This is a genomic window from Kribbella sp. NPDC051620 (assembly GCF_044453825.1).
Classification (GTDB): Bacteria; Actinomycetota; Actinomycetes; order Propionibacteriales; family Kribbellaceae; genus Kribbella.
On sequence record NZ_JBITDB010000001.1, the window covers coordinates 378,017 to 391,242 of the forward strand.

Here is a 13,226-nt window from a genome sequence, read left to right on the forward strand (position 1 = left end):
TGTCTCCTTGTCAGGGCCGCAACGGGCGCGGGCCGGTCCAGATGTCGGCCATGGTCCAGGCGTCAAGCTGCTCAAGCCGGACAGCGCCGTCCGAAACGCGCAGCGAGACGCCGGTGGCATCGGGGCGGGTGGGATAGATCCGCGCGGTGAGGGCCCGGCCGTTGGCGAAGATCTCCAGCACCGAATGGTCGACGATGATCCGGAGTTCGACGCTTCCGTCGGCCGGGATCGGCAGTGCTCCGGCCAGTGGCGTCCGGTCGACGTCAGGATCCAGACTGCTGTTGGCGCGGTCGAGTCGCAGTTCGCCGGTCCCTGCTCGGTCGATGGAGATGACAGTACGTTCGGTGCCGTCCGGTGAACAGCGGAGGGCGATCTCGGCGTACGCGCCGTCCGGGATGACGAGCCGGGCTTCGATGTCCAGTTGGTCGCCGATCACCTCGGACAGCTCGATGGCGACTCCGGGCTCGAGCGTCTGCGGCCGTACTGCCACGTGGTCGCGTCGTAGCGCCGCGATCTCCGCGACAGGTTCCTGGACGAGCTGGCCGTCGCGGCCGATGGTCAGCTGTCGCGGCAGCGACATCGCGCCGGACCAGCCGGCCCGCTGGGTGGCGAGGTCCGTTCGGCCTTCCTGGATCCAGCCGAAGGCAATCCGGCGGCCGTCGGAGTCGGTCATCGACTGAGGAGCGTAGAAGTGGCGCAGGCCGTAGTCGAGCTGGTGCAGTGACGTGGCGACGAATTTGCCGTCGGCGTAGTCGCCCACGTAGTACGCCGGATAGTGCGTCGTTCCGTCGTCCCAGACGGAGAAAAGTAGGACGTGACGCTCGCCGAGTGCGAACAGGTCGACGCATTCCCACATGGTTCCGGTCCACAGCGTGCCCGGCCTGTCGCCGTCAGCGGTGTGCAGAGGGCCCTCGTACTGCCAGGAACGCAGGTCGGGGGAGGTGTAGTGCAATGCCGCACCTCCGCGCCCGGAGATGCCGGCGCCGATGAGCTGGTGCCACTGGCCGCCTTCGTGCCAGACGCTGTGGTCGCGGTAGGCGACCAGGTCGAGGTCGTCCGGCGGTTCGGGAATCACTGGGTTGCCGGGTTCTTTGCGCCAGTTGCGTAGCGAAGGATCACCAGTGGCCAGGCAGGCTCGTTCTGTACCGTCGCGGCGGCCGGAGTAGATCATGGTCGGTACGCCGCGATCATTCACCAGTACGCCGGACCAGCAGCCGTCTGCATCGGGCCCGTCCTCTGGAGTCAGGGCGATCGGCTCGTCACTCCAGTGCACGAGATCCATGCTCACCGCGTGGCCCCAGTGGATGCGCTCGTGCCGTGCCGAGTCCGGGTTGTACTGGTAGAAGAGGTGGTACGTGCCGCCCCACTGGGTGAGGCCGTTGGGATCGTTGAGCCAGCCACCGGGCGACACGAAGTGGAACCGCGGCCGGTGCGGATCTCGCCAGGCCAGCTCGCCGAGGTCGGCAACCGTCGGGAGCTTACTCTCGTCCGTCATCGCGCTCCTTGCCGGACGGTCGGGGTGCTGGCGGTGACGGTGGCGCCGTCCGCGTACAAGCCGACCCGTCCGGGGTATGGAGCGTAAAGCCGTCCGCTGAGCGCGACCTGATCGTTGACGTAGGCAACGAAGGCTGTGCCGTCGGCAACGATGCGATAGCGGATCGGCACACCTGACTGGATGGGGAGCGGCCGGTCGAGTTCGGGCATGTGGTCGACGTACCAGTTGCGGTAGCCGCCGATCTTGCCGAACTGCACAGCCTGCCGGTCAGGGTTGAAGCGCAGGAAGTAGCCGGTGTCGCCGGTGGCATCGACTCGCAGCAGGACACCCGCTGTGCCGGTGTTTTCGGTGAAGGTGAGTTCGCCTTCGATCAGGCAGCTCGCCGGCATCGCTTCGCCGTAGGCCTCGGTGTAGGCGTGCGGGGAGTCCGCCCGGTATCCCTCCGGCGTGGCGACCCAGCTGGAGTCACTCAGCTGAAGTCCTTGCCGGCTTGGCTGCCCGAACGCGGAAGCCAGGGTCGAGGGCATCCGGACGCCGAGGGTTCCGTCGTCGTTCTGCACGATCTCGTGAACCGTGAGGCTGCCGCCCCACTGCCAGTCACCACCGTCCGCGTCGCCGACCTTGCTGGGATTCCAGCCGAACAGGTACCTGCGGCCCTGCTCGTCCCCGGCGGATTTCGCGGCGTAGAAGGCCCGGTTGTCGAACAGGTTGTCGGCCGGAGTGAGCCATGGCCCTTGCAGGGAGCGGCTCATGACGTAGCGAGTGGCCGTTCGGGTGGTGTATTCGGAGAACACCAGGTAGTACCAGTCACCCATCCGGAACAGGTCAGGACACTCATGACCGTGGTACCGGGCCGGGGCGTAGAACGGCTCCTCGACGCTCCAGTTCGAAAGGTCGTCGCTGGTGAGGAGCGCTGTGCAACCGCGGCGACTGACGGGACCGTGCGCCGTGCGGGCAGCGACCAGCATGTTGTAGCGGCCGGTGCCGGGGTCCTTGTAGATGAACGGGTCGCGCCAGTCATGGCGTTCGTAGCGCATCTCGTCGGCGTACGAGACCTCGCCGGCCACCTTGGTCCAGCTGATCAGGTCCTTGCTGGTGGCGTGGAGGATGGCCTGCTCGCGGTGGGCGTCGTCACGGAAGTACGGATTGATCCCGGTGTAGAAGATGTGGTGCAGCCCGGCGTCGTCGGTGATGACCGATCCGGTGGCGACGGTGACGTCCTGGTCGTCGATGGTCTCCTTCGACAGTGCTTCGCCGTGATCGACGAAGGTGACGAAGTCGTCGGTCGAGACGTGGTGCCACGGGCTGCCGATGCCGTACGAGTCCCTGTCGCGGTAGTCCCTGAGGTAGAACACGTGGTAGCGACCGTCCGCGTAGAAGGGGATGCAGTCGCCGACGACACCGGGGGCGGGTTTGTAGAAGATCCGCATGGAGGACTCCCAACCTTTCGAGAACATCAGCGTGAGTAGGGGTCGGCGGCGTCGCGGAGTCCGTCGCCGACGAAGTTGAACAAGACGACGGCCAGGACGAGGAAGGCGGCCGGTGCGAGGAGCCAGGGGTAGTTCGCGACGACGGTGACGTCCTGGGCCTGTTGCAGCAGGGTTCCCCAGCTGACGTCCGGGGCGCTGATGCCCAGGCCGAGGAAGCTCAGCGTGGTCTCGCCGAGGATCATCCCCGGGATCGCGAGGGTGATGTGCACGACGAGGAAGCTGGTCACCCCGGGCAGCAGGTGTCTGCGGATGATGGACAAGTGCCCCGCGGAGGAGATTCTGGCGGCCGTGACATAGTCCTCGTCGCGCAGCGACATCACCTTGCCGCGGACCACCCGCGCCAGTCCGGTCCAGCCCACCAGGGAGAGGATCAAGGTGATTGCGAAGTAGGTCTGGATGCCTGACCAGCCCTGCGGGATCGCCGCGGACAACGCCATCCACAACGGGATCAACGGGATGCTGATCAGGAAGTCGATCAGGCGCTGGATCACCGAGTCGGTCAGGCCGCCGAAGTAGCCCGAGATTCCGCCGAGCGTGACGCCGAGCACGAAGCTGAGCGCTACACCACCGAGACCGATCAGCAGGGACACCCGGGATGCGTGGATCAGCCGCGAGAACAGGTCCCGGCCGAGGTGGTCGCTGCCCAGCAGGAACACCGGGCGCCCCTCGGTGCCGAACAGCCGGTGCTCCAGTGGAACGACGCCGACGAGCTTGTACGGCTTCGTCTTCACGAGCAGCTTGATCGGATACCGCTGCGCGCCGTCGGGGACCCGTTGCTCGTACTGGAACGTGTCCGGGTTCAGCTCGTTCCGGGTCTCGTAGATGAAGGGCCGGTGCCAGTTGCCCTGCTGGTCCATCAGGTGCACCCGGGTGGGCGCGGTGTACTGCGCGTCCTCGAATCGCTGGAGCTTGTCGTACGGTGCGACGAAGTCGGCGAACACGGCGATGGCGTACATGGCCACGAGCAGGATCAGGCTCGCGGTGGCGAGGCGGTGCTTGGTGAATCTGGCGCGCACCAGCCGCGCCTGCGAGGCTTCCCTCAGCCGTTCCTCGGTCCGCCGTTGACGCCGGCCGCGCGCCGATTTCTGCTCCTTGAGCAGTTCGGCGCCCCGGCGGTTGACGTAGTGCCGATCCTTGGTCTGCGGTTCGTGAGTTGCTGTCTCGGTCATCAGTTGCACCTCACTCGTACCTGATGCGGGGATCGACCACGGCCAGCAGAACATCGGAGGCCAGTGTCCCGATGACTGTGAGGGTGCTCAGGATCATCACCAGCGCGCCGGTGAGGTACATGTCCTGGGCGAGGATCGCCTCCAGCAGCACCGGGCCCGTCGTCGGGATGTTGAGGACCTTCGAGACGACGACCTCACCGCCGACCAGGGCCGGCAGCATCCACCCGATCGTGGAGATCAGCGGGTTGATGGCGATCCGCACCGGGTAGCGCAGGACGAGCTTCCATTCCGGCATGCCCTTCGAGCGGGCCGTGGTGACGTACTGCTTCTTGACCTCGTCCAGCAGTGACGCACGCAGGACCCGGATCACTCCGGCCGCACTCGTCACGGACAGGACCAGCAGCGGCAGCCACAGGTTCTTGAGCATGTCGACGAACTTCGCCACCGACCACGGCGCGGCCCGGTACTCCGGCGAGAACATGCCGGTCACCAGCCACCCGGTCTTCTCGTAGACCACGTACATCAGCACGAGGGCGAGCAGGAATCCGGGAACGGCCAGCCCGACGAAGCTGATGAAGGTGAACAGGTGATCCCAGATCGAGTACTGCCGCAGTGCGGAGTAGATGCCTATCGGGACCGCGATCAGCCAGGTCAGCAACATCGCGGCCAAGGCGATGCCGACGGTCCGCGGCACCCGCTCCTTCAGGATGTCGCCGACCGGGCGGTCGTAGAGGAACGAGTTTCCGAAGTCGCCGTGGGCGACATGGTCGATCCAGATGCCGTACTGGACGTACATGGGCTTCTCCAGGCCGTACTGGGCTTCGATCGCGGCCCGCTGTCCCTGGTTGACCGTGCCGCCCTGGACCTCGAGGTTGCGGACGTAGGTGTCGACGAAGTCGCCCGGGGGAAGCTGGATCACGGCGAACGACACGATCGAGATCAGGAACAGGAACGGGATCAGCGTCAGCAGTCGGCGGAGCACGAACCGAGCCATCAGAGTGCCTCCCTTCCGGGTCGAGCCGGCTCACTCATCGGCGAACCACATGGCCTCGGCGTTGATGTAGGTGTCCAGCTCGTACGGCGCGCCTTCCTTCGGCACGTTCCGCAGTCGCGTGTCGACGATGTTGGGGGTGACCCGCACGCCGGCGGTCGGAATGAAGGCGTAGTTCTCACGCAGCCACGTCATCAGTTCGTCGTACAGTTTCTTGCCCTCGGGCGACTCCGGCGGGAACGCCTTGCGCGCGGTCGCCAGTTCGTAGAACTTCTGCATGTTCGCCGGCGGCTTGCGTCCCTCCTTGCCGTTGGAGGTGAAGTACGTCCAGGTCGCGGGTGACCACGGCCCCTTGCTGGTCGGCAGATAATCCTCGGAGATGCCCGACGCCCAGGCCGGCCCGTCGTTCCAGGCCATCGACGCCATAATCTGGTTGGCGGCCTTCCACTGGTCGAACAAGGTGCCCTCGACTCGTTCGATCTCGACCTTGATACCGACCTGCTGCAGTTGTTCCTTCAGCAGTTCCGCGACCGGGTCGAAGTCCGGCGATCCTGCCGCGTGGGTCAGCCGGAAGACGAACGGCCTGCCGTCGGGGCCGAGCCGGAACCCCTTACCGTCGGTACGATTCATCCCCACCTCGTCGAGCAGCTGCTTGGCCAGCCCGGGGTCGTGGCCCTGCCATTCGGGCCCCAGTTTCTGGTACAGCCCGAAGTACACGGACTTGCTGATGCCCTCGGTGTCGACCGCGGCCGCGACCGCCTTGCTGAACCGGTGAGCTGGATCGCTCATCAGCTTCTGCCAGGCGCTGGCCGGGTTCTGGTACTGGTAGTCCTGGTTGAGGAACATCAGCAGCGGGTTGTTGAACGACTTCGTGGTGAAGACCCGGAACTTCGAGCGCGCGGCGTTCTGTTTGTAGACCGGCATCTTGTTCAGGCTCACCTCGCCACCCGAAGCGAGCGACACCTGCCCCGCCAGGACAGCGTTGGTCAGGGCGTCGGCGTCGACCACCCGGTCGATGACGACCTGATCGACGTACGGGAGCTGGTGGCCGGACCTGTCGACGTGCCAGAAGTACGGGTTGCGGTCGTAGACGCTGCGGTTCTCCGTCGACTGGGTCAGCACCCACGCGTTCAGTGTCGGCAGGCCGAGCGCCTGGGGAGCACCGACGTCCCAGTGAGCCACGTCCTTGTAGGTGATGAGCTGCACCCAGTTGGCCCGCCGGTTCTTCTTCACCAGCGCTGCCAGCTCGGCCGGCTTGGCGTACTTCTTGTGGAACTGCTTCAGGTAGTGGGCCGGCTTGAACAGGATGTTGTAGTAGGGGATCCAGGAGTTGAGGTCGGCGATGAAGTAGCCGTAGGGCTTGGAGAACTTGAGCTCGAAGCTGTACTTGTCGACGACCTTGAGCTTGGCCGGCCCGAGCTTGGCGTCGCCCTGCGTGAAGAGCTCGGTCGGCCAGGGCAGCTGCACTTCCTTGTCCTGGTACATGTCCTCGAAGGCGAACCGCACGTCATCGGTGGTGAGCGGGACGCCGTCCGACCAGCGCAGCCCTTTGCGGATGGTGAACTTGAACGTCTTGTAGTCGTCGCTGTGGGAGAAGTCGCTGACGATGTTCGGGGCGCTGACTCCGGTCGACTGACTCGGCGACCTCAGGATGGTCGCGCCACCGGCGATGTTCACCCAGCCGGTCGGGAACGTGGCGGATCCCTTCAGCGTCCCGCCGTACCTGCCGTCCTGCCAGTCCATCTGCTCCTTCTGCAGGAGCGTTCCTTCGCCGACGGTGAAGGGCTTTTCCGGCAATCGCTGGTCGATCGGCGGCAGCTTGCCGGCGGCAACCTTCGCCGCCAGCGCCGGCGGCTCGAGGAACCCCCGGGCCGACTTCGCTCCTTCTCCTGCCGCGCTGGTACGGGCCGGTTCGTCGTCGCCCGAGGACTGCCGTACCACCACGAAGGCGAGTACGAGCGCCACGACCACACCCGGCGCGATCAGGCGCCTCAGCTTTCGGTTCATCTGCGATGCAACTCCTCGAGGATCAGCGCCAGGGCCGTTAGGTGTTACGATTTAGTAAATTGATACAGTGGCTTGGATAGCTCGTCAAGAGCCGGACATGCCTGAGTCATCTGGATGACACAAAGTGCCGCTCATCGCTTGACACTGGCGGTCTGCCACTGAATCCTTTTACTAAATCGGATCCGAGGAGAGGTGGCATGGTGGCACAGAGGACCCCGCGGCCGACGATGGCGCAGGTGGCCAAGCTGGCCGGGGTGTCGCCGACCACGGTTTCGATGGTGCTCAACGACGATCCGCGGGCCACCAGCATCTCCGCGCCGACCCGTGATCGGGTGACCGAGGCGATCAGAACGCTCGGCTATCAGCCGAACCACGCGGCGCGCGGGTTGCGCACGCAGAGGTCCGAGACGCTGGGTTTCATCACCGACGAGATCGCCACGACGCCGTTCGCCGGTGACACGATCCGTGGCGCCCAGGAGTACGCGTGGAAACGCAACCATCTCCTCACCGTGCTCAACACCGGCGGGGATCCCTCGATGGAGCAGGCATCGATCGAGATGGTGCTCGGCCGTCAGGTCGACGGCATCATCTTCGGCGCGATGTACACCCGCGAGGTGACGCCGCCGCGAAGCCTGGAGCGGACGCAGGCGATTCTGCTCAACTGCTACGCCCCGGGCACCGACTACATTTCCGTCATACCGGCCGAGAAGGAGGGCGGCCGTACGGCCACCAAGATCCTGCTCGAGGCCGGCCATCGCCGAATCGGCTTCATCAACGGTCTCAGCACGACCTATGCAGCCAAGGAAAGGCTCAAGGGATATCGCCAGGCCTTGCGTGAGGCTGGAGTCACCTACGAGACCAAGCTCGTCCGGAACGGCACCTACCAGTCGGACAGTGGTCACCGGCACGCCCGCGAGCTGCTGACCAGCGACGAACCACCTACCGCGTTGTTCTGCAGCAGCGATCGGATGGCCGTCGGCGCCTACTACGCGATCATGGAGCTGGGCCTTTCCATCCCGCGGGACGTGTCGCTGGTCGGCTACGACAACCAACTCGAACTAGCCGCCTACGCCAGTCCGCCACTGACGACGATTCAGCTGCCGCACTACGAGATGGGCTACGCGGCTGCCCAGTACCTCCTCGAAGGAGCGCCCGCCAACGGCCGGGCCGGCACCGTCCATGAGATCGAATGCCCGGCCGTTCTTCGCGAAAGCGTGGGACCGCCACCCAACTGACGGGAACGACCTATGAACCTGCTCGAGCTCAAGGATCTCAAGACGTACTTCTTCACCGACGAAGGTGTGATCAAGGCCGTCGACGGGGTCAGTCTGACCGTCGGTAAACGCGAGATCGTCGGGGTGATCGGCGAGTCCGGTTGCGGGAAGAGCACGATGGCGCATTCGCTCCTGCGTCTCATCGTCGCGCCGGGCGAGGTCGTCCAGGGCACGGCGGTGCTCAGCCGCAAGGACGGCGGGGTCACCGACGTGTTCGCCCTCGAGCCGGACTCCGCCGAGCTCCGCTCGATCCGGGGCAACGAGATCTCGATGATCTTCCAGGAGCCGATGACCAGCTTCTCGCCGGTACACACCATCGGCTTCCAGATCAGCGAGATGATCGGCCTGCACACCGATCTCAAGCCGGCGCAGATCCGCGACCGAGCGCTCGAACTGCTCGCCAGAGTGGGGATCTCCAGTCCGGAGCAGCGCTACGACGAGTACCCGCACCAACTGTCCGGCGGTATGCGGCAGCGCGCGATGATCGCCATGGCTCTGGGCTGCAAGCCGCGGATCGTCGTCGCCGACGAACCGACCACGGCCCTGGACGTCACGATCCAGGCGCAGATCCTGGAGCTGCTGAAGGACCTTCAGGAGCAGGAGGAGATGTCGGCGATCTACATCACGCACAACCTCGGGGTCGTGGCCGAGTACGTCGATCGCGTCTACGTCATGTACCTGGGGCGGGTGGTCGAGAGCGCCAGTACCGAGCAGCTCTTCGAGAAACCTCTTCACCCATACACCCAGAAGCTGCTCAGGTCGGTCCCGCGGCCGGGCAAGCGTGTCGACCGGCTGGACGTCATCGAGGGGTCGGTGCCCACACCGATCGGACTGCCGCCGCAGTGCGGGTTCGTTTCCCGCTGCCCCAGTGCGCTGGAAGGCATCTGCGACGGCGCGGTTCCGGCGTTGACAGAGGTCGAAGAAGGCCATTTCGTACGGTGCTTCCTTTACGACGAGCAGCAGGAGCCGAAGGATGACTGGGCAGATGTCTGACGAAACCGATGACCGGCGGGTGCTCGCCGTCGAGGAGCTGACCAAGTTCTTCCCGATCCGGAAAGGTCTGTGGCGCCGAAACTCCGCGGTGGTCCGGGCAGTCGATCGGGTCAGCCTCCACGTCGACAAGGCAGAAACGCTCGCGCTGGTAGGGGAGTCCGGGTCCGGAAAGACCACCTTGGGCCGAATGACCGTCCGCGCGATCGAGCCCACCAGCGGCCGGGTCACACTCCGCGGTGACGGCGACGACTGGCTGGACCTGACCGCCGCCGAGGGCGACCAGCTCAGGACGGCGCGGCGCAACTTCCACATGATCTTCCAGGATCCGTACTCCTCTTTGGATCCCCGGATGACAGTGGAGGAAATCGTCCTGGAGCCACTCGTCCACAACCGTCTCGCCCGTGGTGCTGATGCGCGGAAGCGCGTCCTGGAAACACTCGAGCTCGTCGGCCTGAGCAGCCGGCACCTGCACCGTTATCCGCACGCCTTCAGTGGTGGCCAGCGGCAACGGATCGGCATCGCCCGCTCACTGGTCTGCGATCCGAAGCTGATCGTCTGCGACGAGGCCGTCTCCGCGCTCGACGTGTCGATCCAGGCCCAGATCCTCAACCTCCTGAAAGACCTCCAGGCGCGGCTCGGCCTCTCGTATCTGTTCATCGCTCACGACCTGGCGGTCGTCGAACACCTCGCCCATCGCGTTGCGGTGATGTACGTCGGTCAGCTGGTCGAACAAGCACCGACCGACGAACTCTTCAGCCGGCCGCGGCACCCCTACACAGAGGCTCTGCTGTCGGCAGCCCCCATCCCCGAACCAAACCGGCACCGCGAGCGCATTGTTCTGCGCGGCGAGGTCGCCAGCCCGTCCGCACCACCGAGCGGCTGCTACTTCCATCCCCGCTGCCCCTACGCGATCGACCGCTGCCGGGTCGAAGCACCTGTCTGGCGAGAGATCTCGCCGGCCCATCACGTGGCGTGCCACCGCGCCGACGAACTGACCCTCACCAGCGGATGGCAGAACCCTGACCCCAACGCAACCAAGGTGACGACGCAGGTGTGACGGCCCAAGTCGACCTCGAACTCGCCAAGGCCGTCGAGCGTGGGTAGTGCCGTCGGCTCGTCGGCGTAGCCGTTCAAGGCTCGCCATCAGCGGGCGGGAACCTGAACATCCCAGGCTGCTCGGGCAGCAGGGCGTTCCGGCGTCAGGAGGGTAGTTTGCGGGTGTCGATGAGGTGCTGGGCGACGTCACGCAGCTTGGTGTTGGTGTCTTGGGAGTAGCGCCGAAGCACCGCGAATGCCTGGTCGCTGTCGAGGTCGAAGCGCTCCATCAATATCCCCATCGCCTGCCCGACCAGCTTGCGGGCATCCACCGCCCTGGCCATCGTTTCTTCTTGCCGGGCGGTCGCGACCGCGACCGAGGCATGCCGGGCCAGGATGTGGGCGATCGCCTCGTCATCGGCAGTGAACGCGTCGGGGTGCAGGGTGTAGAGCGACAACACGCCGATGACCTGGTCGCCGGCTTTCATCGGCACATGCAGCACGCTACGGATCTTCGCCGCGGCGACCTCGCTTTGCCAGTGCGGCCAGCGGTCGTCCTTGCCGACGTCGGCGACGTAGACGGTGAGTCCCGAAGCCAAAGCTGCCAGGACCGGCCCGTCGCCGGTGTTGAGCTGTGCGGTGTAGATCGCTTCGACGACCGGATCGGTCACGGCGCCGATCTCGGCCCGCCCGCCGGCTGTCGCGAGCACGACGCCGGCGTACGTGCAGTTTTCGGCGTGGAGCGCGAACTGCACCACCGCTTCGATGGTGTCGTCGACGCCGTCAGCATCATGCAGCTCGACAGCCAACCGGGCGAAGGCGTCAGCATCCAGCGACGCATCGGAATCAGAAGTAGTCACCAACGCTCCCGAGGGTGTCGAGGGGCCCGCTGTCCCTGGGGCCAACCCACCCATCATGCCCCGAACCGGCCAGCAACGCGGACGCTAGGGCTGCTGGCGCTTCTCGTTGATGCGCAAGGCTTCAGCGAGCTGATCTTCCAAGATGATGATCCGGCAGGCCGCCTCCAGTGCGGTGCCCTGGTCGACGAGCTCACGTGCCCGCGCGGCAAGGCGCAACTGGTAGCGGGAGTAGCGGCGGTGGCCGCCGTCCGAGCGTTGCGGCGTGATCAGTTTCGCCTCGTCGAGGCTCCGCAGGAACCCCGGTGTGGTGCCGAGCATCTCCGCGGCCCGGCCCATCGTAAAGGCGGGGTAGTCGTCGTCGTCGAAACTGGCTGGGCCGGCCGGGGGTGAACTCATCAGGGTCTCCGTGTGTGCAACTGGGCTCATCGAACCTCCATGCCGAAGGGCCCCGGTGCCGAAGCACCGGGGCCCAAGGGGTTGTTGGATTGTCACCATCTATCTGATGGAACTACGGCACCCGCCTGGCGAAGTACTGGCACTGGCGGGCGATCCGACGGTGTAATCCCTTCCCTTCTCTCTCGAAGCAACTACTTCCACGACAAACACAACTACTGCGAACTACTACTTCCATCCGCAAGCCTGGAACCCTTCTCGACCGCTGGCTCCAATGGCTCTGCCCTTGGCGGGAAACCCGAGCCCCTTCACTGATCGGCCCGGCGGAGTCCGCTGTCTCACCTACTTCACAATCACAGTCTTGGACAGGACGTTAGCTGTCCACGTCAGCTTCGCTGTTCTTCTCTGTCAACACGAGGAACACTACACACGCCAACCCACCATGTCTAATCCCGCCACCATAGATTTTGCGGCGATCTCAATCCTTCACGGGGTGGAGTGGCTCGAGGTTGTCCGTGGTGGCGGACCAGCTGGCCAGCAGGTTGAGGGCGTCCTGGGTGGGCGATCCGGGTTCGGCGGTGTAGGTGAGCAGGCTCTGGCTGGGGTCTGCGGGCAGGGGGAGGGACTCGAAGGCGAGGTCGAGGTCGCCGACGGCGGGGTGGTGGAGAAGTTTGGTGCCGCTGGTGTGGATTCGGACGTTGTGCGCGGCCCAGCGCTGCCGGAACTCGTCGCTGCGGGTGGACAGCTGACCGATCAGGTCGGAGAGGTCGCGGTCGTAGGGGTCGCGCCCTGCTTCGGCGCGCAGCAGGGCGACGGTGTCGTTGGCGGCCTTGTCGTAGTCGCGGAAGAATTCGGTGGCGTGCGGGTCGAGGAAGACGAACCTGGCGGTGTTGGCCGGTCGAGCGGGGTCCGCGTAGATCGGTGAGTACAGCGCTGCCCCTAGGTGGTTGGCGGCCAGGATGTCGAGCCGGCCGTTGAGCACGAAGGCCGGTGCTCCGCTCATGGAGTCGAGGATGCGCTGGATGGTGGGCCGGACCCGCTGACGGGTGGGGCGGCGCCGGGGCGGCCGGGTGCTGCCTGCAGTGCGGAGCAGGTCTTCCAGGTGCGCCCTTTCGGCATCATCGAGCTGCAGGGCGTGTACCAGGCCGTCAATCACGCTGTCAGAGACGCCGGTGGCATTGCCGCGCTCGAGCTTGGTCATGTACTCCGGGGAGATCCCGGCCAGGCTCGCAACCTCAGAGCGGCGCAGCCCCGGCACCCGGCGGCGGTCTCCGCCGTACACCGGCAGCCCGGCCTGCTCGGGACTGATCCGTGCACGGCGGGTCGTGAGGAACTCGCGGATCTGGGCGCGGACGTCTCCTCGCACGTCGCGATCGTCATTGCCCGTGCTCATATCTCGACTCTACGAGCAGTTCCGGCGGTTTGGGGGACCCTGCTGGTACCCCTCTCGCAGGGACTCCCACCTTCGCGACGCAGCTGGTTGCGTAGTAGATGCCACCGGTCACGAGGCGGTGGACCT

11 protein-coding genes are annotated in these 13,226 nt (G+C 65.7%); 3 read left to right on the forward strand and 8 right to left on the reverse strand.

The genetic code is table 11. The annotated features are described in order from the left end of the window. Nucleotides 1-10: 10 nt before the first annotated feature. The 5 genes from ACIA12_RS01755 to ACIA12_RS01775 are packed head-to-tail and all read right to left on the reverse strand — an operon-like array spanning nucleotide 11 to nucleotide 7,152. Entirely contained in the window at nucleotides 11-1,495 is a 1,485-nt protein-coding gene (locus ACIA12_RS01755) for a glycoside hydrolase family 32 protein (RefSeq protein WP_396364875.1), read from the reverse strand. Continuing rightward, nucleotides 1,492-2,925 carry a hypothetical protein gene (locus tag ACIA12_RS01760; protein WP_396364876.1) on the reverse strand — a complete coding sequence of 478 codons (1,434 nt, stop codon included), beginning with the start codon at nucleotides 2,923-2,925 and terminating at the stop codon, nucleotides 1,492-1,494. The genes ACIA12_RS01755 and ACIA12_RS01760 overlap by 4 nt, the downstream gene beginning before the upstream one ends. Nucleotides 2,926-2,951: 26 nt before the next feature. Next, nucleotides 2,952-4,154 (reverse strand): ABC transporter permease, encoded by a 1,203-nt coding sequence (locus tag ACIA12_RS01765; protein ID WP_396364877.1) that lies wholly within the window; start codon nucleotides 4,152-4,154, stop codon nucleotides 2,952-2,954. A 10-nt stretch (nucleotides 4,155-4,164) separates the two neighbouring features. Then, nucleotides 4,165-5,148, reverse strand: a complete 984-nt coding sequence (locus ACIA12_RS01770; RefSeq protein WP_396364878.1) for an ABC transporter permease — start codon at nucleotides 5,146-5,148, stop codon at nucleotides 4,165-4,167. A gap of 30 nt (nucleotides 5,149-5,178) precedes the next feature. Next, the gene (locus ACIA12_RS01775; protein WP_396364879.1) at nucleotides 5,179-7,152 is read right to left on the reverse strand and encodes an ABC transporter substrate-binding protein; all 1,974 of its coding nucleotides are present in this window, start codon (nucleotides 7,150-7,152) and stop codon (nucleotides 5,179-5,181) included. Nucleotides 7,153-7,349: 197 nt separating this feature from the next. Here ACIA12_RS01775 and ACIA12_RS01780 point away from each other — a divergent pair, with 197 nt between their 5' ends. The 3 genes from ACIA12_RS01780 to ACIA12_RS01790 are packed head-to-tail and all read left to right on the forward strand — an operon-like array spanning nucleotide 7,350 to nucleotide 10,476. Then, nucleotides 7,350-8,387 (forward strand): LacI family DNA-binding transcriptional regulator, encoded by a 1,038-nt coding sequence (locus ACIA12_RS01780; protein ID WP_396364880.1) that lies wholly within the window; start codon nucleotides 7,350-7,352, stop codon nucleotides 8,385-8,387. A gap of 12 nt (nucleotides 8,388-8,399) precedes the next feature. Continuing rightward, nucleotides 8,400-9,419 (forward strand): ABC transporter ATP-binding protein, encoded by a 1,020-nt coding sequence (locus ACIA12_RS01785; protein ID WP_396364881.1) that lies wholly within the window; start codon nucleotides 8,400-8,402, stop codon nucleotides 9,417-9,419. Continuing rightward, on the forward strand, nucleotides 9,412-10,476 hold the full coding sequence (locus tag ACIA12_RS01790) for an ABC transporter ATP-binding protein (protein WP_396364882.1): 1,065 nt from the start codon (nucleotides 9,412-9,414) through the stop codon (nucleotides 10,474-10,476). The genes ACIA12_RS01785 and ACIA12_RS01790 overlap by 8 nt, the downstream gene beginning before the upstream one ends. A 142-nt stretch (nucleotides 10,477-10,618) precedes the next feature. On the opposite strand, the gene ACIA12_RS01795 is transcribed toward ACIA12_RS01790, so the two are convergent. The 3 genes from ACIA12_RS01795 to ACIA12_RS01805 all read right to left on the reverse strand — a co-directional run bounded on the left by ACIA12_RS01795 (nucleotide 10,619) and on the right by ACIA12_RS01805 (nucleotide 13,100). Next, a complete protein-coding gene (locus ACIA12_RS01795) occupies nucleotides 10,619-11,314 on the reverse strand; it encodes a GAF and ANTAR domain-containing protein (protein ID WP_396364883.1) in 696 nt (231 codons plus the stop codon). An 84-nt stretch (nucleotides 11,315-11,398) separates the two neighbouring features. After that, nucleotides 11,399-11,710, reverse strand: a complete 312-nt coding sequence (locus ACIA12_RS01800; RefSeq protein WP_396364884.1) for a MerR family transcriptional regulator — start codon at nucleotides 11,708-11,710, stop codon at nucleotides 11,399-11,401. 475 nt (nucleotides 11,711-12,185) lie between these two features. After that, on the reverse strand, nucleotides 12,186-13,100 hold the full coding sequence (locus ACIA12_RS01805) for a helix-turn-helix transcriptional regulator (protein ID WP_396364885.1): 915 nt from the start codon (nucleotides 13,098-13,100) through the stop codon (nucleotides 12,186-12,188). Nucleotides 13,101-13,226 lie beyond the last annotated feature (126 nt).

Coding starts and splice junctions, on each gene's coding strand:
- ACIA12_RS01755 (WP_396364875.1), bottom strand. CDS start 1,495: ATGACGGACGAGAGTAAGCTCCCGACGGTTGCCGACCTCGGCGAGCTG.
- ACIA12_RS01760 (WP_396364876.1), bottom strand. CDS start 2,925: ATGCGGATCTTCTACAAACCCGCCCCCGGTGTCGTCGGCGACTGCATC.
- ACIA12_RS01765 (WP_396364877.1), bottom strand. CDS start 4,154: ATGACCGAGACAGCAACTCACGAACCGCAGACCAAGGATCGGCACTAC.
- ACIA12_RS01770 (WP_396364878.1), bottom strand. CDS start 5,148: ATGGCTCGGTTCGTGCTCCGCCGACTGCTGACGCTGATCCCGTTCCTG.
- ACIA12_RS01775 (WP_396364879.1), bottom strand. CDS start 7,152: ATGAACCGAAAGCTGAGGCGCCTGATCGCGCCGGGTGTGGTCGTGGCG.
- ACIA12_RS01780 (WP_396364880.1), top strand. CDS start 7,350: ATGGTGGCACAGAGGACCCCGCGGCCGACGATGGCGCAGGTGGCCAAG.
- ACIA12_RS01785 (WP_396364881.1), top strand. CDS start 8,400: ATGAACCTGCTCGAGCTCAAGGATCTCAAGACGTACTTCTTCACCGAC.
- ACIA12_RS01790 (WP_396364882.1), top strand. CDS start 9,412: ATGTCTGACGAAACCGATGACCGGCGGGTGCTCGCCGTCGAGGAGCTG.
- ACIA12_RS01800 (WP_396364884.1), bottom strand. CDS start 11,710: ATGAGTTCACCCCCGGCCGGCCCAGCCAGTTTCGACGACGACGACTAC.
- ACIA12_RS01805 (WP_396364885.1), bottom strand. CDS start 13,100: ATGAGCACGGGCAATGACGATCGCGACGTGCGAGGAGACGTCCGCGCC.